Source organism: Reyranella sp. (assembly GCF_017305915.1).
In the GTDB taxonomy this organism is placed as follows: domain Bacteria; phylum Pseudomonadota; class Alphaproteobacteria; order Reyranellales; family Reyranellaceae; genus Reyranella.
Genome location: NZ_JAFKJN010000028.1, coordinates 51,801 through 70,215, shown reverse-complemented (window position 1 = coordinate 70,215; position 18,415 = coordinate 51,801). Strand labels below are relative to the sequence as shown.

Genomic DNA, 18,415 nt, shown 5'->3' with positions numbered 1-18,415 from the left:
ATAAATGCTCGCCTATATCCTGCGCCGGCTGATGCTGGTGGTGCCGACCCTGTTCGGCATCATGGTGCTGAACTTCTTCATCGTCCAGGCCGCCCCCGGCGGCCCGGTCGAGCAGATGCTCGCGCGCATCCAGGGCAGCGCCGTCGGCGCGACCGAGCGCTTCTCGGGCAGCGCCTCGGGCGGCGAGATGATGCGCAAGGGCCAGGACAGCGGCGACAATCAGGGCGCCTATCGCGGCGCGCGCGGCCTGCCGCCGGAGCTGATCCAGCGGATCGAGAAGATGTACGGCTTCGACAAGCCGGTCGGCGAACGTTTCCTGCTGATGATGAAGAGCTACCTGGTCTTCGACTTCGGCGAGAGCTTCTTCCGCAACCGGCGGGTCGTCGACCTGATCATCGACAAGATGCCGGTGTCGCTGTCGCTCGGCCTGTGGACCACGCTGCTCACCTACCTGGTGTCGATCCCGCTCGGTGTCGCCAAGGCGGTGCGCGACGGCTCGCGCATGGATATCGGCACGTCGGCCGTCCTGATCGTGGCCAACGCCATCCCGGGCTTCCTGTTCGCCCTGCTGCTGATCGTGGTGTTCGCCGGCGGCACCTATTTCAAGTGGTTCCCGCTGCGCGGCCTGGTCTCCGACGACTGGAGCGCGATGGATGCCGTCCACAAGGTGCTCGACTACTTCTGGCACATGACGCTGCCGATCGTGGCGCTGACCATCGGCTCGTTCACCACGATGACGTTCCTGACCAAGAACTCGTTCATCGAGGAGATCCACAAACAGTATGCGCTGACCGCGCGCGCCAAGGGCCTGAGCGAGGGCCGCGTGCTGTACCGCCACGTCTTCCGCAACGCCATGATGATCCCGGTCGCCGGCATCCCGGCCTCTTTCATCGGCGTGCTGTTCGCGGGCTCGCTGATCATCGAGGTGATCTTCTCGCTCGACGGGCTCGGCCTGCTGGGCTTCGAATCGGCGCTGAATCGCGACTATCCGGTGATGTTCGGCACGCTCTACTTCTTCGGGCTGATCGGGCTGATCATGGGGATCGTCGGCGACATGATGTACACCGTCGTCGACCCGCGGCTCGACTTCGAGGCGCGCCGATGACGCCGCTCAACCGCCGCCGGCTCGCGCATTTCCGGGCCAGCAAGCGCGGTATGATCTCGCTGATGGTGTTCGGCGCGATGTTCCTCGTCTCGCTGTTCGCCGAGCTGCTGGCCAACGACCGGCCGGTGCTGATCCGCTACGACGGCGCCTTCTACATGCCGGTGTTCCGCGACTACCCCGAGACGACCTTCGGCGGCGACCTGCCGACCAACGCCGTCTACACCGATCCCGAGGTCCAGAAGATGATCGCCGAGAAGGGCTGGGCGCTGTGGCCGCTGATCCCCTATCGCTATGACACCATCATCACTGGCGAGGGCCGCAACTCGCTGCTGCCGCCGTCGCTCAAGCACCCGCTCGGCACCGACGACCAGGCGCGCGACGTGATGGCGCGGCTGATCTACGGCTTCCGCATCTCGGTGCTGTTCGGCCTGAGCCTCACGATCCTGAGCTCGATCGTCGGCATCGCCGCCGGCGCGGTGCAGGGCTATTTCGGCGGCTGGATCGATCTCACCTTCCAGCGCGTCCTCGAGGTCTGGTCGAGCATGCCGCAGCTCTACCTGCTGATCATCCTGGCGAGCTTCATCCAGCCCGGCTTCTGGGTGCTGCTGGGCATCATGCTGCTGTTCTCCTGGATGACGCTGGTCGGCTATGTCCGGGCGGAGTTCCTGCGCGGCCGCAATTTCGATTACGTGCGCGCCGCCCGGGCGCTTGGCATGATGGATGCACGCATCATGTTCCGCCATATCCTGCCCAACGCCTTGACCACCTCGATCACCTTCCTGCCCTTCATCCTCGCCGGCTCCGTGACCACCCTGACCGCGCTTGACTTCCTGGGCTTCGGCCTGCCGCCGGGCTCGCCGTCGCTGGGCGAGCTGGTGTTGCAGGGCAAGAACAACCTCAATGCGCCGTGGCTCGCCTTCACCGCCTTCGCCATCATCGCGCTGATGATGTCGCTCCTGGTGTTCATCGGCGAGGCCGTCCGCGACGCGCTCAATCCGCGCAAGGTGCTGGCATGACCGCGCTGCTCGAAGTCCGCGACCTCGCCGTCACCTTCGGCGCCGGCGCCAATGCGGTGCGCGCCGTGAAGGGCGTCAGCTTCGACATCGACCGCGGCGAGACGCTGGCTTTGGTCGGCGAATCCGGTTCGGGCAAGTCGGTGACAGCTTTGTCGGTTCTGCAACTTCTGCCTTATCCGATGGCCCGGCATCCGACCGGCTCGATCCGCTTCCAGGACAAGGAGCTGGTCGGCGCAGCGCAGCGCGAGCTGCTGGCGGTGCGCGGCAACCGCGTGTCGATGATCTTCCAGGAGCCGATGACCTCGCTCAACCCGCTGCACACGATCGAGCGGCAGGTCAACGAGGTCCTGATCCTGCACAAGGGCCTGAACCGCGACGCCGCCCGGCGGCGTACGCTGGAGCTGCTCGAGCAGGTCGGCATCCCCGACGCGGCCAAGCGCCTCGACGCCTACCCGCACCAGCTCTCCGGCGGCCAGCGCCAGCGCGTCATGATCGCGATGGCTCTGGCCAACGAGCCCGATCTTCTGATCGCCGACGAGCCGACCACGGCGCTCGACGTCACCATCCAGGCGCAGATCCTGAAGCTGCTCAAGAGCCTGCAGGCCCGGTACGGCATGGCGCTGTTGTTCATCACGCACGACCTCGGCATCGTCGCTAAGATGGCGGACCGGGTCTGCGTCATGACCCAAGGCGAGATCGTCGAGCAGGGTCCGGTGGCCGACGTCTTCGACCGGCCGCAGCACGCCTACACGAGGCACCTGCTCTCCGCCGAGCCCAAGGGCCGCCCCGCCGCCGCCGATCCCAACGCACCGGAGATCGTGCGCCTCGACGAGCTCAAGGTGCACTTCCCGATCAAGCGCGGCGTGCTGCGCCGGACCGTCGGCTACGTGAAGGCGGTCGACGGCGTCAGCATCGCCCTGCGCGAGGGCCACACCATCGGCCTGGTCGGCGAATCGGGCTCGGGCAAGACCACCCTCGGCCTCGCCCTGCTGCGGCTGGAGCGCTCCGAGGGCGGCATCCGCTTCGACGGCAAGGACCTGCAGGCGCTGAGCCAGAGCGACATCCGTCCCTTGCGCCGGCAGATGCAGATCGTCTTCCAGGACCCGTTCAGCTCGCTCAGCCCGCGCATGTCGGTGGCGCAGATCGTCGGCGAAGGCCTCGAGGTCCACACCATCGGCAGCGAGTCCGAGCGCGCGAAGATGATCGACGACGCGCTGCGCGAGGTCGGCCTCGACCCCGCCGCGCGCGAGCGCTATCCGCACGAGTTCTCCGGCGGCCAGCGCCAGCGCATCGCGATCGCCCGGGCGCTGGTGCTGAAGCCGCGCTTCATCGTGCTCGACGAGCCGACCTCGGCGCTCGACATGAGCGTGCAGGCGCAGATCGTCGACCTGCTGCGCGACCTGCAGCAGCGCCACGGGCTCGCCTACCTCTTCATCAGCCACGATCTCAAGGTCGTGCGCGCGCTGGCCGACGAGGTCGTGGTGCTGCGCGACGGCAAGGTCGTCGAGCGCGGCACCTCCGAGCAGGTGTTCGGCGCGCCGCAGACGCCGTATACGAAGGCGTTGATCGCCGCAGCGTTCGATCTCGAAGCGGTCGCGTAACGAAGGGGAAGTCCATGGCGGGGGCCATTGCGTATATCAGCCGCGATACCGACGGCGTCGCCTGGGAGAAGCTGCTGACCGAGGCGCTCGGGCCGCTCGACTTCCGTCGCCTGCGGGACGGGCTCGGCAACACCGACGACATCGAGATCGCGCTGGCCTGGAAGCCGCAGCCCGGCCTGCTCGCCTCGTTCAAGAACCTCAAGATGATCGTGTCGCTCGGGATGGGCGTCGACCATCTGCTGGCCGACGACAAGCTGCCGCATCACGTCGCCATCACCCGCATCATGGACGACGGCCTGGTCGGCCAGATGGCCGAGTTCGCCGTCTACTGGGCGCTCTGGCACCATCGCGACATCGCGAAGTATGCCGCCAGCCAGAAGGCCAAGAAATGGAAGCCCGAGGAGTTCGTCGACAGCATCCATCGCCCGGTCGGCGTGATGGGCCTCGGCACCATCGGCACGGACACGGCGAAGAAGTTCGCCATGCTGGGCTTCCCGACGATGGGCTGGAGCCGCACCGCCAAGACCGTGCCCGGCGTCGAGACGTTCCACGGCCGCGACGCGCTGCCGGCATTCCTGGGCAAGAGCACGATCCTGGTGAACGTCCTGCCGCTGACCCGCGAGACGCGCGGGCTGCTGGACAAGAAGACGTTCGCCGCCCTGCCCAAGGGCGCCTTCCTGATCAACATGGGTCGCGGCGCCCACGTGGTCGACGACGACCTGCTGGCGGCGCTCGATTCAGGGCACCTCGCGGGCGCGGCACTCGATGTCTTCAACACCGAGCCGCTGCCGGCCGATCATCCCTATTGGGCGCATCCCAAGGTGCACATCACGCCGCATATGGCGGGCTACACCAACCCGCGCACCGCTTCGCCCGGCGTGATCGAGAACATCAAGCGGCTGCGCACCGGGCAGCCGCTGCTTCACACGGTCGATCCGAAGACGGGGTATTGAGAGTCATCGATTCCTCCCTGCCCGTAGCGCGGGGAGGTGTCGTGGTAATCCGCGACGGAGGGGTCATGGGCCGCAACACGAGGTGGCTCATGACCCCTCCGCCCGCGTAAGACGCGGGCACCTCCCCTTCGCGGATTCCGCGAAAGGGAGGAAAGCTCCGACTACTCCGCGGCGACCTTCGAAGCCGCCTTGATGTTCGACCGCTTGATGCGGTCGAGGTTCGAGCCCTCGATGCGCACCAGCTTGGTCACCGTGTCGCGGTTGGGCGAATGGATGACGTGCACGTCGTAGAAGTGCGCGTCGCCCGGCTTCAGCACGTAGACCTTCTCGGGCTCGACCAGCGTCGGATTGGTGCCGTCGCCCTTGCGCACGACCTTCCAGTCGGTCATCTCGGTGTCGCCCTCGGCGAGGCCGTAGATCGCCCAGCTCGAGCCGTGGTCGTGCGGCTCGCCGTGCGCCGGCTTCATGTAGACATGGCCGCAGACGCAGAAGCCTGTTTCGGGATCCTCGTAGAGGACTTTGCGCGGCTTGCAGTTCTCCGGCGTCAGGTGCCTGGCGATGAATTCCTTGTCGAGGCACACCTTGGAGACGAGCTTGCAGACGGCGTCCTTGCCGCCCTTGCCGGGATCGGCCTTGAGCGCGGCCTTGATGTCGGCGCTGAGCTGCTCGAGCGTGTAGGTCATGACTTCACCCTCTTTTCTATGGTCGCAAAGATAGCCCGGGCAGCCTGGGCCTCGCCACCCTCCGGGCGGCCGGGCCGGCTCGAGTTGTTCCAGGCCATCATGTCGAAATGCGCCCACGGCACCGCGTCGGGCACGAACTCCTGCAGATAGAGCGCCGCGGTGATCGCGCCGCCAAAGCCGCCCGGCGAAACGTTGTTGATGTCCGCCACCTTGCTGTCGAGCAGCCGGCGATAGGGCCGGTACAGCGGCATCCGCCACATCGGATCGTCGACCTCGGTACCCGAGGCGACCAAGCCGTCGGCCAATGCATCGTTGTTGCAGAACAGCGCCGGCAGGTCGGTGCCCAGCGAGATGCGCGCCGCGCCGGTCAGGGTTGCGCAATCGACCATCATGGTCGGCTTCTCCGAGGCGCCCTCGTGCAGGGCGTCGCACAGGATCAGCCGGCCCTCGGCGTCGGTGTTGCCGATCTCGACGCTGATGCCCTTGCGCGTCGGCACCACGTCGAGCGGCCGGAAGGCATTGCCCGACACGCTGTTCTCGACCGCCGGCACCAGGAGCCGCAGGCGCACCGGCAGCTTGGCTGCCATGACCATCGAGGCCACCGCCATCACCGTCGCGGCGCCGCCCATGTCCTTCTTCATGTTGAGCATGCCGGCCGCCGGCTTGAGGTCGAGGCCGCCGGTGTCGAAGCACACGCCCTTGCCGACCAGGGTCACCTTGGGATCGCTCTCCTTGCCCCAGGTGAGATCGATCAATCGCGGCGCGCGCGTGCTCGCACGGCCGACCGCATGGATCATCGGGAAGTTCTGCTTCAGCAGATCGTCGCCCACGATCACCTTGATCCTGGCCTTGTGTGTCTTGGCGAGCTCCTGCGCCGCGGCGGCGAGCTCGGCCGGCCCCATGTCGGACGACGGCGTGGTGATCAGATCGCGCGCCAGGCAGATCGATTCGATCATCGCCGTCGCCCGCGCCTTGTCGGCGCCCTCCGGCCACGCGATCTTCGGACCCGCCTTGCCCTTGGTCGCCTTGTAGCGCTCGAACCGCCACGTCCCGAGTCCGATCGCGACGGCCGCGTCGGTCGGCGACACCGGCGACGTGTCGCCGAGCTTCCAGGTGCCGGCCGGCAGTTTCGTTCCCAGCGCGCCGAAGTCCCACAGCGCCGGCCTGGCCGACAGCACGAGCACTGCACCGCTCGCCTTGCCGTCGCGTCCGGGCAGCACGGCGAAGTCGCCCGCCTTGCCGGAAACGCCCGTCGATTCGAGCCAGCCGCGGCGCGCCGCATTCTGTTCCTTGAGCCACGACCGCCACTTCGACGGCATGACAAACTGCACCGGTAGCGAAGAGTTCGACCGATCGACGAAAGGCAGCGCCATGGACATGCTCATCAAACTGTAGTGCAAAGGAGCACAATTGCCGGCCGGGTGCCGGCTGGCAAGCGAGGAGGCGAGTTGCATGGCCGAGTTCACGCTCGTGATCGGCAACAAGAACTATTCGTCGTGGTCGCTGCGCGGCTGGCTGATGGCCAGGATCGCCGGCATCGAGTTCGAGGAGATCGTGATCCCGCTCGACCTGCCGGAGACGCAGGCGGCGATCCGCAAGCATTCGCCGTCCGGCCGCGTGCCGGTGCTGCTGCATCGCGGCCTCGCGATCTGGGAATCGCTGGCGATCGCGGAATACCTCAACGACCTCAAGCCCGAGGTCAACCTGTGGCCGCCGTCGGCCGCGGCCCGGGCGCATGCCCGCTCGATCTCGTCCGAGATGCATGCGGGCTTCGCCGATCTGCGCGCCAAGATGCCGATGAACATCCGCGCCTCCTATCCCGGCAAGGGCATGACGCCTGGGGTGCGCGCCGACATCGAGCGCATCACCGGCCTGTGGCGCGACTGCCGCAAGCGCTTCTCGGCCGCGTTCGACAAGGACGAGGGCTTCCTGTTCGGCACTTTCGGCGCCGCCGACGCGATGTATGCGCCGGTGGTGACGCGGCTGCGCACCTACGGCGTCAAGGTCGACAAGGACACCGACGCCTATTGCACGGCGGTGCTGGCCCATCCCGCGATGAAGGACTGGATCGACGCCGCCAAGCACGAACCCTGGCTGATCGCGGAATACGAGCTGGCGTAGGCCACGCGAATTTCATTGGCGGTGCTACAGTACGGCGCCATGCGCTCCCTGACCCGTCGCACCGTCCTGCTCTCGGCCCTTGCCGCGCCCGCCGTGGTGCGGGCCCAGGGCGACTATCCCAACCGCACGATCCGCCTTGTGATCCCGTGGCCGCCCGGCGCCTCGGCCGACGCCTTCCTGCGCATGATCGCCGAGCAGAGCGGCAAACGGCTCGGCCAGTCGATGGTTCCGGACAACAAGCCGGGCGCCAACGCCTCGCTGAGCGGTGTCGCGCTCAAGGACGCCAAGCCGGACGGCTACACGCTCGGACAGATCCACACCGGCACCTTCCGCGCCGCGCTGATGGCCGACAAGCCGCCCTACGATCCGCTGAACGACTTTACCTACATCATCCAGCTTTCAGGCTCAGTGCACGGCATCGTCGTGCGCGATGACAGCCCGTACAAGACCTTCGAGGAGTTCGTCGCCGCGGCCAAAGCCAATCCCGAGAAGCTCACCTATGGCACCTTCGGCCAGGCCTCGGTGCAGAACCTGGTGATGGTCGACCTGCAGCAGCGGCTCGGCATCAAGCTCACGCACGTGCCCTACAAGGGCGGCAGCGATCTCTACAACGGCCTGCTCGGCAGCCAGATCGACGCGATCGCCGACGCCAGCGGTTGGATCCCGCTGGTGCAGAGCGGCAAGTTCCGGCTGCTCGTGGTGTGGGGCTCGCAGCGCATGAAGCTGTTCCCCGAGGTGCGCACGCTGAAAGACACGGGCATCGACCTCGAGGTCAACTCGCCCTACGGCGTGTGCGGCCCCAAGGGCATGGACTCCGCGGTCGTGAAGAAGATCCACGACGCCATGAAGGACGCGCTGTTCGACCCGGCGACCCAGGCCGTGATGGCGACCTACAACATGCCGACGCTCTATCTCGATACGGCCGCCTACGACAAGGCGGCGCGCCAGCAGAACCAGATCGAGATCGACAATCTCAAGCGCGTCGGGATGCTGGCGAAGCAATGACTCTGGAGGGGAGTTTACGATGGACCTGAATCTGCGCGGCAAGCTCGCCCTCGTCACGGGCGCGTCCAAGGGAATTGGCCTGGCGTGCGCCCGGCAACTTGCGGAAGAAGGCTGCCATCTGCATCTCGCGTCGCGGACAAAAGCGGATCTGGAGCGCGCCAAGGAGGCCATCCAGGCCCGGCACAATGTTTCCGTGACGACTCACGCGGTCGATCTCAGCAACGGCGATACCGTGCGGTCGTTGGCGGCGGCTTGTCCCGACATCGACATCCTGGTGAACAATGCCGGCGCCATTCCGGCCGGCGACCTGCAGGCCGTCGACGAGCCGCGGTGGCGTCAGGCCTGGGACCTGAAGGTGTTCGGCTACATCAATCTCTGCCGTGCAGTCTATCCGGCGATGAAGGCGCGCGGCGGCGGCGTCATCGTCAACGTCCTCGGCGCCGCCGGGGAGCGGCCGACCTGGGGCTACATCGCCGGCAGTGCCGGCAATGCCTCGCTGATGGCCTTCACCCGCGGGATGGGTGGCACCAGCCTGGTCGACCACATCCGCATCGTGGCCTGCAATCCCGGCCTCATCCGGACCGAGCGCATGGAGACGATGCTGCGCGCGAGCGCCCAGACCAAATTCGGCGATCCCGCGCGCTGGCAGGAACTGATCTCGACGAGTCCACCGGTCGGCACGCCCGAGCAGTGCGCCGATCTCGTGGCGTTCCTCGCGTCCGACCGGGCCTCGCACATCGCCGGAACGGTCGTGACGATCGACGGCGGCGCGGCGCACTTCAGCGGGGTCCTGTAGAGCCGCGATGCGGCGCGCCCACCCGCTGGCGCCTCGACAACGAGACGATGCGGGACGAATAATATCGCGCGCGATCCGCATGGGAGGAGTCATGTCCGACACCAAGAACTGGAAGTTCAGCCACGATGTCGCGAGCAAGGCTGAGTGGACACCCGGCTTGCGGGAAATCTTCGAGTACCGGGACCTCGGCATCAAGGGCGGGACCAAGGGCGACTACGTCGCTCACCTCGTTCGTCACAACGGCAAGAAGATGAAGGACGACGTGCAGCATTGGCACGTCCACGACTGCACCTTCCAGATGGTCTACGTCCTGAACGGCTGGGCGACCTTCGAGTATGCCGGGCAGGGCCAGAAGACGATCCGCAAGGGCGATTGCATCAACCAGATCCCCGGCATCCCGCATCGAGAGATCGCCTGTTCGGAGGATTTCGAGGTGCTCGAGATCGTGGCACCGTCTGACTTCAAGACCAGGATCGTCGAAGCACCGGCCGCGCAAGCCGCGGAGTAGCCAACAAGAACAACAGGCCGGCGGCAAACCGCCGTGCCAGGGAGGAAGCACATGTCCGGACATTTCCGCCCGTCACGACGGGCCATGCTCAAGGTCGGCCTCGCGGGAGCCGCCACTGTCGCGTCGCCGGCCATCCTGCGCCTGACCGCGTCGGCGCAGAGCGGCCCGATCAAGATCGGCCTGCCGCTGGCGTTGACCGGCGCGCTGGGCTCGGTGGGACAGCAGCAGAAGCGCGGCGCCGAGCTCTACGCCAAGATCCAGAACGCCAAGGGCGGCATCCTGGGACGGCCGATCGAGCTCCTGATCGAGGACACTGCCGGCAATCCCGCCAACTGCGTGCGCAAGGCGCAGGAGATGGTGGAGCGCCGCGACTGCCGCCTGCTGACCGGCATCACGCTGTCGTCGGAGGCCCTGGCGGTGGTGCCCAAGCTCGCCGAATGGGACTCGATCTTCATCTCGTCCGACAACGGCGACGGCCGGCTGACCGCCGAGAGCCTGGTGCCGAATTTCTTCCGCGCCAACATCTCGGGGCCGATGGGCACGCGGGCGGTGTCGCTCTATCTCCGCACCGCCAAGCTGCAGAAGTTCTATGCGCTGGGGCTCGACTACGCCTGGGGCCACAACAGCGTGCAGGTCTTCGAGCAGGAGGCGGTCAAGTCCAAGAAGGAATTCATCGGCAAGGTCTTCGCGCCGACCGGCACCAAGGACTATTCGCCCTACATCACCAAGATCCGCCAGTCCGGCGCCGACGCCGTCTTCCTGGTGCTGCAGGGCGACGACAACAATGCGTTCCTGTCCCAGGCGCAGCAGTACCGCCTGCCTGAGAAGGTCAAGCTGCTGACCGAGATCGTCGACCTCGCCAGCATCCGCGCCGTGGGCGATGCGTCGCTCGGCCTGATCGGCTCCTCGCGCTACAGCTTCACCTACGACCATCCGCTGAACAACGAGTTCGTCGCCTTGTGGAAGAAGGAGCACGGCACCGTTCCCGATACCTTCGAGGGCGAGCAGTGGCAGTGCATGAAGGTGTTCGAGGCCGGCATCGTCAAGGCCGGCGGCATAGAGGCCGCCAAGCTGCGCGCCGCGCTCGAGGACATCGAGATCGAGAGCGTCAAGGGCAAGGTCCATATCCGCAAGTGCGATCACCAGGGCGTGCAGCAGGGCTTCATGGTCGAGGTGGTCAAGAAGCCGGGCTTCGACACGCCGGTGCCGGAAGTCATCGCAACGTTCCCGGGCGACAGCACGACGCCGACCTGCAACACCATGACGTTCAAGGACTAGGCTCATGCTCCTCTCCCCCTTGGGGAGAGGAACATGACTCGACGAGGCGATGAGCACGCTGGCCCTTCTGTTATCGCAGTTCGTCGACGCGCTGTCGCAGTCGGCCCTGCTGTTCTTTCTCGGCGTCGGCCTGACCCTGATCTTCGGCCTGATGCGGATCGTCAATTTCGCCCACGGCGCGCTCTACATGCTGGGCGCCTTCGTCGGCTACTCGCTCGGCACCTGGTCGGGCAACTACTGGCTTGCCCTGGCCGGAGCGCCGCTGCTGGTCGGGCTGTTCGGGACGGCGTTCGAATTCTCCATCCTGCGTCGCCTCTACCGGCGCGATGCCCATGCCTTCCTGATGGTGACTTTCGGCCTTGCCCTGGTCGTCGGCGAGGCCGTCCGGCTGACCTGGGGCTCCGACGCGCTCAAGGTCGCCGCGCCGCCGGTCCTGTCCGGCGTGGTCTTCCTGCTCGACGAGCCGTTCCCGGTCTATCGCCTCTTCCTCGCTGCCACCGGCATCGTGGTCGCCGTGGCGATCTGGCAATTCCTCGAGCGGTCGAGGCTCGGGTTGCTGATCCGCGCCACCTCGCAGAACGCCGACATGGCCAATGCGCTCGGCGTCGACATCAAGCTCATTCGCTCGTGCGTGTTCGGGATCGGTTGCGGGCTAGCCGCGCTCGGCGGCGTGCTGGCGGCGCCGCTGGTCACCGCGTCCAACGGCATGGCCGCGACCGTCATCATCGACGCCTTCGTGATCGTCATCATCGGCGGTATGGGCAGCTTCCTCGGCTCGCTGATCGGCGCGCTGCTGATCGGCTTCGTCCAGGTATTCGGCAACTACTACGCGCCCGATTTCGCGCTGGCCTTCATGTACCTGGTGATGCTGGCCGTCCTGGTGGTGCGCCCGGGCGGCCTGCTCGGCAAGGAAGCCTGAGCGGATGAGGGGCACGACCCGGCTGATCTGGATCGTCGTCGCGCTCGCGCTGCTGGCCGCGCCTCTCGGCCTGCCGCCGTTCGCCATGACGCTGCTGACCGAGGCGGTCATCCTCGGCCTGTTCGCGATGAGCCTCGATCTCATGTTCGGCTATACGCGGCTGGTCTCGTTCGGCCACGCCGCCGCCTACGGCTTCGGCGCCTATGCCTGCGGCTGGCTGCTGCTGCACACCGGCATGCCCCTGCTGTTCGCGGTGTTCGCCGCCGGGTTGCTGACCGGCGTCATGGCGATCGGCGTCGGCTGGATATGCACGCTGGCGACCGGCGTCTCCTTCTCGATGCTGACGCTCGCCTTCGCCCAACTGCTCTACGCCATCTCCTTCAAATGGACCTCGGTGACAGGCGGTTCGGACGGGCTGGCGGGCATCCCGCGCACGATCGGCCCGTTCGGCTTTGCCGCTCTCTCGAGCAAGACCGGCTTCTACTATCTGGCGCTCGCCTGCCTGGTCGGCGGCTTCCTGGTGTGCCGTGCCCTGGTGCGCTCGCCGTTCGGCGCGGTGCTGCGCGGCATTCGCGAGAACGAGGCCAAGACGACGGCCCTCGGCTACAATACCCGCCTCTACAAGATCGCCGTGGTGGCAATCTCCTACGGCCTCGGCGGCCTGGCCGGCGCGCTCTATGCGCCGTTCGCCGGCTTCGCCAATACCGAGCTGCTGTTCTGGCTGCTGTCGGGCCAGGTCCTCATCATGGTGATCGTCGGCGGCGCCGGAACGCTGATCGGCCCGGTCCTGGGCGCCGCGTTCTTCATGCTGATGGAGCACCAGCTCAGCGCGTGGACCGAAGCCTGGGCGCTCTACTTCGGCCTGATCTTCATCGCCTTCGTCCTGTTCGCGCCCCAAGGCATCTGGGGACTGGCGACGGGGTGGTTGCAGATGGGGCGGTCGCGCGCCAACCCGAGGCTCTGACCGTGCCGCTGCTCGAGCTCGATGGCGTGACACGGCGATACGGCGCCCTGGTCGCGCTCGATCAGGTCGCCATGAAGGTCGAGGAAGGCGAGGTTCGCGCCGTCATCGGTCCCAACGGCGCCGGCAAGACGACGCTGTTCAACGTGATCACCGGCACGGTCAAGCCGACAACCGGAGCGATCCGGTTTTCCGGCCAGGCGATCGCCGGCCTGCCGAGCCACCAGATCTGCCGGCTCGGCCTGTCGCGCACCTTCCAGATCACCGCGCTGTTTCCCGAGATGTCGGCGCGCGAGAACGCGCAGCTCGCGGCCCAGGCCCGCCACAAGCAGCGCTGGCAGCCGTTCGGCGGCGGAAAGATCTTCAAGGAGGCGCAAGCCCTTGCCGATGCCGCGCTCGAGCAGCTCGGCCTGTCCGGCATCGCCGACCGGCCGGCCGGACTGCTCTCGCACGGCGACCAGCGCCTGCTCGAGGTCGCCATGGCCATGGCGCAGCAGCCGCGCGTGCTGCTGCTCGACGAGCCGACACAGGGGCTCTCGGTCGAGGAGACGGCGCAGGCGGTGGAGACGCTCGCCCGGTTCCTGCAGGCCTCGCGGATGACGGTCCTTCTCGTCGAGCACGACATGGAAGTGGTGTTCCGCCTCGCCCACCGGATCACGGTGCTGCATCGAGGGGCAGTGATCGCCGACGGGGCGCCGGCCGAGGTGAAGGCCGATCCGCGCGTGCAGGATGCCTATCTCGGAGGCCTCGACTGATGCTCCGGATCGAGGGCATGAACACGCACTATGGCGCCAGCCATGTCCTGCAGGGCGTCGACCTCGACATGCCGCAAGGCCGCATCAGCGCCGTGCTCGGCCGCAATGGCGTCGGCAAGACGACGATGGTGAAGACCATCATGGGGCTCGTCGTCCAGAGCGGCGGGCGCGTGCATGTCGGCAGCACCGACATCACCGGCTGGCCGCCTCACCGTGTGGCACGCGAGGGCGTGGCCTACGTACCCGAGGGACGATTGATCTTTCCGGATCTCACGGTGATCGAGAACATACAGGTCGGCGAGCGCAAGGCCGGCAGCGCCTGGCCGCTCGCCCGGCTGCTCGAGCTGTTCCCCTCGCTACGCGAGCGCGCCGCCAACCGGGGCTCGCAACTCTCGGGCGGCGAGCAGCAGATGCTGGCGATCGCCCGGGCGCTGGTGTCCGATCCGAAGGTGATGCTGCTCGACGAGCCGAGCCAGGGGCTCGCGCCCCTGGTCGTGCGCGAGCTGGCCCGAGTCATCCGGCTGCTGCGCGAGGAAGGCGTCACCATCCTGCTGGTCGAGCAGAACATGAAGCTGGCCGAAGCGGTCGCCGACGAGCTGCATATCATGGTCAAGGGGCGAATGGTCTACCGGGCCACCCCTGCCGTCTTCCGTGCCGAGGAAGAGACGATCCGGCCGCGCTTCCTCACCGTGTGAGGGCTCATTCCATGTCGACCTTCAGGGCCTTCAGCTTCTTGCCCCAGAAGGCGTGCTCGTCGGCGATGTAGCGGGCGAACTCGACCCGCGTGCGCTCGGGCGGCAGCTCGACGCCGTCCTTGTCCAGGACCTCCGCCCACTTGGGCGCCGTCATCGCCTGCCTGGCCTTCGAGGCAATGGTGTCGAGGAGGGCATCGGGCGTGCCGGCCGGCGCGAACAGGCCGTGCCAACCGTTGATCACCGCGTCGATCCCCTGCTCCTTGAGCGTCGGCACGTCGGGCAGCGACGACAGCCGGCGCATGCCGGTCACGGCGAGCGCCTTGAGATTGCCCCTCTTCACCTGCGGTACGGCCGGCGGCAGCGACGAGAAGTTCATGGTGATGATGCCGCTCAGCACGTCGGCCAGCGCCGGGCCGGTGCCCTTGTAAGGAACGTGCGTGACCGCGATACCGGCGGCTTCGGCAAACAGCGCGCCGGACAGGTGATTGCCGCTGCCCACGCCGGCGGAAGAGTAGGTGAGCTTCTAGGGGTCCCGCTTCGCCAGCGCCACCAGTTCCGCCGCCGTGTTGGCCGGCACCTTCGGGTTCACGACCAGCACATATTGATAGTCGGTCGTCTGGCAGATCGGCGCGAGCGTCGTCAGCGTGTCGATCATGCCTTTCTGGACCCACGGATTGACCACGATCGTCTGGGCCGACGTAGCCGTCCGGCCTGGCGGCGGCGACGGCCCGCAAGCCGAGGCTGCCGTTGGCGCCGCCCTTGTTGTCCACGACGACCTGCTGGCCGACGATCGGCCCCATCAGTTGCGCAAGCTCGCGCGCGTTGATGTCGTTGCTGCCGCCGGGCGCATAGCCCACGACAAACGTGACCGGGCTGGCCGGCCAGGCGGCTTGGGCGCGCAGCGATTCCGGCATCGCGACCGCGGTCGTGCCGAGCGCCACCATGCTCCGGCGTGTGAAGACGGCCACCCTTGCCTCCTCTCAGGCTGCCGGCGGATGGGGCATCGCCGGCGGCGCGGCCGATCCGTTTTCGGACAGGCCGTGGGTCAGGTTCGCGAGAGATCCCGATTTGAGGCCGATCTCCGACAGGAGCGAGTCGATGATCGGTGCGTGCGCCCGGTAGGCGAGCGCCGCGGCGACCGCCGATTCCGCGAGGTTGCCGCCCGGCGCCATCGAACCGGCGGCGCCGTTGCCGTCGCCACCGCGATTCAGCCCATCGACCTGGACGATCTTGATGCCGTCGATCGCCTTCATCGGCTCGACCGACTTCTCGATCACCGCAGGCAGCGCCTCGAGGAGCGCGAGGCGATATTTGAGGGTGCTCTGGGCATCGCTCAGCAGATTGATCGCCTCGGTCAGCGCGCGCTGAACCTCGGCTTCCGCCAGACCCTTGGCCTTGGCCGCGTTGGCCAATCGCACGGTGGCGTCGGCCTGCAGGTCGGCCGCATCGCGGTCGGCGCGCGCCTTGGTCGTCACCCGCAACGCCTGGGTGTCGGCGTCCTTGGCGGCATCGATCAGCGCCACGCTCTTGTCGCGGTCGGCCATGGCGGTCTTGCGCGCGGTCTCCACCGCCTGCTCCGCCCGGACGGCCTCAGCGAGCGCCGTATTGGCTCGGGCCTGCGCCTGCGACTGCTCCTCGGACTTGGCGGCGACCGCGATGGCTTTGTCCTGCGCAGCGATCTCAGTGATCTTTTCCTGGTTGGTCCGCGCCACCTGGATGTCGCGCTCGGCCTCGACCGTACGGGTACGCACCGCCTGGTCGCGCTCGATGCCCGTCTCCTTGATCTGCCGGTCGGCCTGGATCTGGCTTTGCTCGGCCTCGCGCTTGCGCTCGGCCTCGATGCTGGCGATCTTGGCGTTCTGCTCGGCCTGGCGCATGCGCACTTCCTGCTCCTGCGCGAGCGTCATGAAGGTTTCCTGCTGGCTGATCTCGAGCTTGCGCTGCAGGGCGTCGCGGTTCTTCTCGCGCACCGACACCTCGGTATCCTGCTCGATCTCGTTGCGCTCGCGGCGGCGACGCTCGGTCTCCTGGGTGAGCTTCACGAGGCCTTCCGCGTCGAAGGCGTTCTTCTCGTTGAAGTGCTCCTTGGCCGTCTGATTGAGGTTAGTCAGGGAGACGCTCTCGAGCTCGAGGCCGTTCTTGGCCAGATCCTCTGCCACCGTGCTTTGCACGCCCTGGACGAATTTCTCGCGCTGGTCCTGGAGCTCCTGCATCGTCATCGTCGCCGCGGTCGACCGCAGCGCGTCGACGAACTTGTCCTCGGTCAACTCGGACAGCGCCTGGGCGTCGGCGGTGCGTTGGCCCAGCGTCTGGGCCGCCGTCGCGACGCCCTCGACCGTAGGCTTCACCCGCACGAAGAAGGCGACGATCACGTCGACCCTCATGCGGTCCTTGGTGATCAGGCTGTCCTGCTGGGCCCGGTTCACCTCGAGCTTCAGCGTGTTCATGTTGATGCCGATGGTCTCGTGGAAGATCGGCAGCACCACGGCGCCGCCCGACATGATGACCCGCTGGCCGCCCAGGCCGGTGCGGACGAACGCCCGCTCGGCCGAGGCCCGCTTGTACAGTCGCGCGAAGATGAAGCCGATGGTCAGCAGGGCCGCCAGCACCGTCGAGCCGGCAACAAGCCACGCAGTGAAGCCTTGCATCTGTGGTCTCCCCCTTGGTCCAGATCTATCGAATCACAGCAGGTCCGGGCGCGGATTGCGGATCGCGTGGAACAGGCTGCCCGACGCCCGGCTGACGATCAGGACAGCATCGTCCCGGTCGAACCGGACCTCGGGATCGTCCGGCACGACCAGCAGATAGTGCGTCCGCCCGTGCTCGTCGGTCAGCTTGGCCTGGCCGGGCTGCCCCGCCATGGCCGAAGCTGCCGTCAATCGCGCGACCCGACCGATGAAGCTTTCCTCCGATATCGCCGAGGTCTCGTCGCGCGGGACATGGCGGGCGATCTGGCCGCCGAAGAGGCGCACGGCGGGGACCGCGCAGGCGGCAGCGATCAGGCTGGCGAGCACCGGCGGCAGCGGCGTTCCGACGAGGCCGGCGACCGCCCATTGCAGCGCGAGCCCGGCAATGGCGAAGCCCGCCAGAAAGAGCACGACCAGCACCAGCAGCGGCACGCGCCCGACATGCAGCCAGCCGAGGAAATTCTCGCCGGGAAAGAGCGGCGTTGCGTGGTCGAAGTGGGCGGCAAAGAAAGTATCGAGATGATGCAGCAGGCCCGTCCCGACCAGCAGGGACAGGCCTTCGACCGCCCCGATGAAGAGCATCATGCAAATGGCCACCAGGAATGGCGCATTGCCCGGTGAAACCAATTCCTCCATCTCAGTCTCCTGAAGCCGCTCCACCGGCCTTGATGCGGGCCAGCCGTTCGGCAATGCGATGATTGCGCTGCATCGTCTCGAGCGCCTTGAGCTGCGCCGGGTCGGCACCGCTGCCGGTTACCGTCCCCGCCACGCCGGTGGTTCGCGCCATGATCCGGTTGAAGCCGGCCTCCGCCTTTTCGGCCTTGCCGCGGGCGGCCGCGGCAGCGGCCGGACCGGCGCTCCTGGCACCTTCGGCGGCGCGCTCGGCCTGGGCGGTCAGGAACGCCTGCACGGCGGCTTCCATCTCGCGGCGCTTGGCGCGCAGGCCGAGCAGCGTCCGCTCGTGCTCGATGGCCTTCTGCGACGCCTCGTCGAGCGAGCGGTGCAGGGCGGCGATGGTGTCCTCGAGGTCGAGCTGGCGCGCGATGCCGGCCGAGGCCGCGGTGTCGTTGCCCTGCTTGACCGCCAGCTCGATGCGCTCAGCCAGGGCCTCGATCTCGTTGTTCTGGCGGGCGATCGACGCCGTCGCCAGATGCTTGGCCGCCTCGTCACGGCCCAGCTCGGTCGCGACCTCGGCGATCGCTTCGTCCAGGTCGCGAATGAATTGGTTCATCATCGCTTCGGGGTTGAGGCCCTCCAAGCTGTCGAGCATGCCGTGGGCGTTCGCGGACAACAACCGGACGATGCGATTGGCGAGTGATTCGCTGGACATGG

General features: G+C 67.3%; 19 protein-coding genes and 2 pseudogenes. 13 read left to right on the top strand and 8 right to left on the bottom strand.

Going from position 1 to position 18,415, the window contains the following annotated elements:
- The first annotated feature begins 4 nt into the window (after window positions 1–4).
- From yejB to J0J01_RS25580, 4 genes are read left to right on the top strand one after another with little or no spacing between them, the layout of a single operon-like run.
- Window positions 5–1,105, top strand: coding sequence for a microcin C ABC transporter permease YejB (yejB, locus tag J0J01_RS25595; protein WP_296385910.1), 1,101 nt, complete (start codon window positions 5–7; stop codon window positions 1,103–1,105).
- A complete protein-coding gene (locus tag J0J01_RS25590) occupies window positions 1,102–2,121 on the top strand; it encodes an ABC transporter permease (protein ID WP_296385909.1) in 1,020 nt (339 codons plus the stop codon). The genes yejB and J0J01_RS25590 overlap by 4 nt, the downstream gene beginning before the upstream one ends.
- Entirely contained in the window at window positions 2,118–3,722 is a 1,605-nt protein-coding gene (locus tag J0J01_RS25585; RefSeq protein ID WP_296385907.1) for an ABC transporter ATP-binding protein, read from the top strand. The genes J0J01_RS25590 and J0J01_RS25585 overlap by 4 nt, the downstream gene beginning before the upstream one ends.
- A gap of 14 nt (window positions 3,723–3,736) precedes the next feature.
- Window positions 3,737–4,675: a glyoxylate/hydroxypyruvate reductase A gene (locus J0J01_RS25580; RefSeq protein WP_296385905.1), complete on the top strand. Its 939-nt coding sequence runs from the start codon at window positions 3,737–3,739 to the stop codon at window positions 4,673–4,675.
- A gap of 161 nt (window positions 4,676–4,836) precedes the next feature.
- On the opposite strand, the gene J0J01_RS25575 is transcribed toward J0J01_RS25580, so the two are convergent.
- Together J0J01_RS25575 and J0J01_RS25570 are read right to left on the bottom strand one after the other, a co-directional pair.
- Entirely contained in the window at window positions 4,837–5,358 is a 522-nt protein-coding gene (locus J0J01_RS25575) for a hypothetical protein (protein ID WP_296385903.1), read from the bottom strand.
- A complete protein-coding gene (locus J0J01_RS25570) occupies window positions 5,355–6,731 on the bottom strand; it encodes a leucyl aminopeptidase family protein (RefSeq protein WP_296385901.1) in 1,377 nt (458 codons plus the stop codon). Before J0J01_RS25570 ends, J0J01_RS25575 begins: the two co-directional genes overlap by 4 nt.
- 79 nt (window positions 6,732–6,810) lie before the next feature.
- On the opposite strand from J0J01_RS25570, the gene J0J01_RS25565 reads away from it, so the two are divergent.
- The 9 genes from J0J01_RS25565 to J0J01_RS25525 all read left to right on the top strand — a co-directional run bounded on the left by J0J01_RS25565 (window position 6,811) and on the right by J0J01_RS25525 (window position 14,396).
- Complete coding sequence (locus tag J0J01_RS25565) at window positions 6,811–7,479, top strand: glutathione S-transferase family protein (RefSeq protein WP_296385899.1); 669 nt, start codon at window positions 6,811–6,813, stop codon at window positions 7,477–7,479.
- A gap of 39 nt (window positions 7,480–7,518) precedes the next feature.
- The gene (locus tag J0J01_RS25560) at window positions 7,519–8,484 is read left to right on the top strand and encodes a tripartite tricarboxylate transporter substrate binding protein (protein WP_296385898.1); all 966 of its coding nucleotides are present in this window, start codon (window positions 7,519–7,521) and stop codon (window positions 8,482–8,484) included.
- 19 nt (window positions 8,485–8,503) lie between these two features.
- Window positions 8,504–9,280, top strand: a complete 777-nt coding sequence (locus J0J01_RS25555) for a short-chain dehydrogenase/reductase (protein ID WP_296385896.1) — start codon at window positions 8,504–8,506, stop codon at window positions 9,278–9,280.
- A 91-nt stretch (window positions 9,281–9,371) separates the two neighbouring features.
- Window positions 9,372–9,788 carry a cupin domain-containing protein gene (locus J0J01_RS25550; protein WP_296385894.1) on the top strand — a complete coding sequence of 139 codons (417 nt, stop codon included), beginning with the start codon at window positions 9,372–9,374 and terminating at the stop codon, window positions 9,786–9,788.
- Window positions 9,789–9,839: 51 nt separating this feature from the next.
- Window positions 9,840–11,066, top strand: a complete 1,227-nt coding sequence (locus tag J0J01_RS25545; protein WP_296385892.1) for an ABC transporter substrate-binding protein — start codon at window positions 9,840–9,842, stop codon at window positions 11,064–11,066.
- Between the two features lie 49 nt (window positions 11,067–11,115).
- The gene (locus J0J01_RS25540) at window positions 11,116–11,985 is read left to right on the top strand and encodes a branched-chain amino acid ABC transporter permease (protein ID WP_296385891.1); all 870 of its coding nucleotides are present in this window, start codon (window positions 11,116–11,118) and stop codon (window positions 11,983–11,985) included.
- Between the two features lie 4 nt (window positions 11,986–11,989).
- Window positions 11,990–12,949: a branched-chain amino acid ABC transporter permease gene (locus J0J01_RS25535; RefSeq protein WP_296385889.1), complete on the top strand. Its 960-nt coding sequence runs from the start codon at window positions 11,990–11,992 to the stop codon at window positions 12,947–12,949.
- 2 nt (window positions 12,950–12,951) lie between these two features.
- Window positions 12,952–13,701 (top strand): ABC transporter ATP-binding protein, encoded by a 750-nt coding sequence (locus tag J0J01_RS25530; protein ID WP_296385886.1) that lies wholly within the window; start codon window positions 12,952–12,954, stop codon window positions 13,699–13,701.
- Window positions 13,701–14,396 (top strand): ABC transporter ATP-binding protein, encoded by a 696-nt coding sequence (locus J0J01_RS25525; protein ID WP_296385884.1) that lies wholly within the window; start codon window positions 13,701–13,703, stop codon window positions 14,394–14,396. Before J0J01_RS25530 ends, J0J01_RS25525 begins: the two co-directional genes overlap by 1 nt.
- A 4-nt stretch (window positions 14,397–14,400) precedes the next feature.
- Here J0J01_RS25525 and J0J01_RS32775 read toward each other — a convergent pair.
- From J0J01_RS32775 to J0J01_RS25505, 6 genes and pseudogenes are all read right to left on the bottom strand, one after another.
- Window positions 14,401–14,907, bottom strand: a pseudogene (locus tag J0J01_RS32775) (tripartite tricarboxylate transporter substrate binding protein); the annotation flags it as partial.
- 12 nt (window positions 14,908–14,919) lie between these two features.
- Complete coding sequence (locus J0J01_RS32770; RefSeq protein WP_365738297.1) at window positions 14,920–15,078, bottom strand: hypothetical protein; 159 nt, start codon at window positions 15,076–15,078, stop codon at window positions 14,920–14,922.
- A 28-nt stretch (window positions 15,079–15,106) separates the two neighbouring features.
- Window positions 15,107–15,310 (bottom strand): annotated as a pseudogene (locus J0J01_RS32765) (tripartite tricarboxylate transporter substrate binding protein); the annotation flags it as partial.
- A gap of 66 nt (window positions 15,311–15,376) precedes the next feature.
- Window positions 15,377–17,044: a flotillin family protein gene (locus J0J01_RS25515; protein WP_296385882.1), complete on the bottom strand. Its 1,668-nt coding sequence runs from the start codon at window positions 17,042–17,044 to the stop codon at window positions 15,377–15,379.
- A 33-nt stretch (window positions 17,045–17,077) separates the two neighbouring features.
- Window positions 17,078–17,773 (bottom strand): OB-fold-containig protein, encoded by a 696-nt coding sequence (locus J0J01_RS25510; protein WP_296385880.1) that lies wholly within the window; start codon window positions 17,771–17,773, stop codon window positions 17,078–17,080.
- The gene (locus tag J0J01_RS25505) at window positions 17,721–18,413 is read right to left on the bottom strand and encodes a PspA/IM30 family protein (RefSeq protein WP_296385878.1); all 693 of its coding nucleotides are present in this window, start codon (window positions 18,411–18,413) and stop codon (window positions 17,721–17,723) included. Before J0J01_RS25505 ends, J0J01_RS25510 begins: the two co-directional genes overlap by 53 nt.
- Window positions 18,414–18,415: the final 2 nt, after the last annotated feature.

Excerpts from the sequence above, each read along its gene's own strand:
- J0J01_RS25540 (WP_296385891.1), top strand. The coding sequence starts at position 11,116 with ATGAGCACGCTGGCCCTTCTGTTATCGCAGTTCGTCGACGCGCTGTCG.
- J0J01_RS25570 (WP_296385901.1), bottom strand. The coding sequence starts at position 6,731 with ATGGCGCTGCCTTTCGTCGATCGGTCGAACTCTTCGCTACCGGTGCAG.
- J0J01_RS25545 (WP_296385892.1), top strand. The coding sequence starts at position 9,840 with ATGTCCGGACATTTCCGCCCGTCACGACGGGCCATGCTCAAGGTCGGC.
- J0J01_RS25565 (WP_296385899.1), top strand. The coding sequence starts at position 6,811 with ATGGCCGAGTTCACGCTCGTGATCGGCAACAAGAACTATTCGTCGTGG.
- J0J01_RS25525 (WP_296385884.1), top strand. The coding sequence starts at position 13,701 with ATGCTCCGGATCGAGGGCATGAACACGCACTATGGCGCCAGCCATGTC.
- J0J01_RS25550 (WP_296385894.1), top strand. The coding sequence starts at position 9,372 with ATGTCCGACACCAAGAACTGGAAGTTCAGCCACGATGTCGCGAGCAAG.
- J0J01_RS25590 (WP_296385909.1), top strand. The coding sequence starts at position 1,102 with ATGACGCCGCTCAACCGCCGCCGGCTCGCGCATTTCCGGGCCAGCAAG.
- J0J01_RS25585 (WP_296385907.1), top strand. The coding sequence starts at position 2,118 with ATGACCGCGCTGCTCGAAGTCCGCGACCTCGCCGTCACCTTCGGCGCC.
- yejB (WP_296385910.1), top strand. The coding sequence starts at position 5 with ATGCTCGCCTATATCCTGCGCCGGCTGATGCTGGTGGTGCCGACCCTG.
- J0J01_RS25515 (WP_296385882.1), bottom strand. The coding sequence starts at position 17,044 with ATGCAAGGCTTCACTGCGTGGCTTGTTGCCGGCTCGACGGTGCTGGCG.
- J0J01_RS25580 (WP_296385905.1), top strand. The coding sequence starts at position 3,737 with ATGGCGGGGGCCATTGCGTATATCAGCCGCGATACCGACGGCGTCGCC.
- J0J01_RS25505 (WP_296385878.1), bottom strand. The coding sequence starts at position 18,413 with ATGTCCAGCGAATCACTCGCCAATCGCATCGTCCGGTTGTTGTCCGCG.
- J0J01_RS25560 (WP_296385898.1), top strand. The coding sequence starts at position 7,519 with ATGCGCTCCCTGACCCGTCGCACCGTCCTGCTCTCGGCCCTTGCCGCG.
- J0J01_RS25575 (WP_296385903.1), bottom strand. The coding sequence starts at position 5,358 with ATGACCTACACGCTCGAGCAGCTCAGCGCCGACATCAAGGCCGCGCTC.
- J0J01_RS25555 (WP_296385896.1), top strand. The coding sequence starts at position 8,504 with ATGGACCTGAATCTGCGCGGCAAGCTCGCCCTCGTCACGGGCGCGTCC.
- J0J01_RS25535 (WP_296385889.1), top strand. The coding sequence starts at position 11,990 with ATGAGGGGCACGACCCGGCTGATCTGGATCGTCGTCGCGCTCGCGCTG.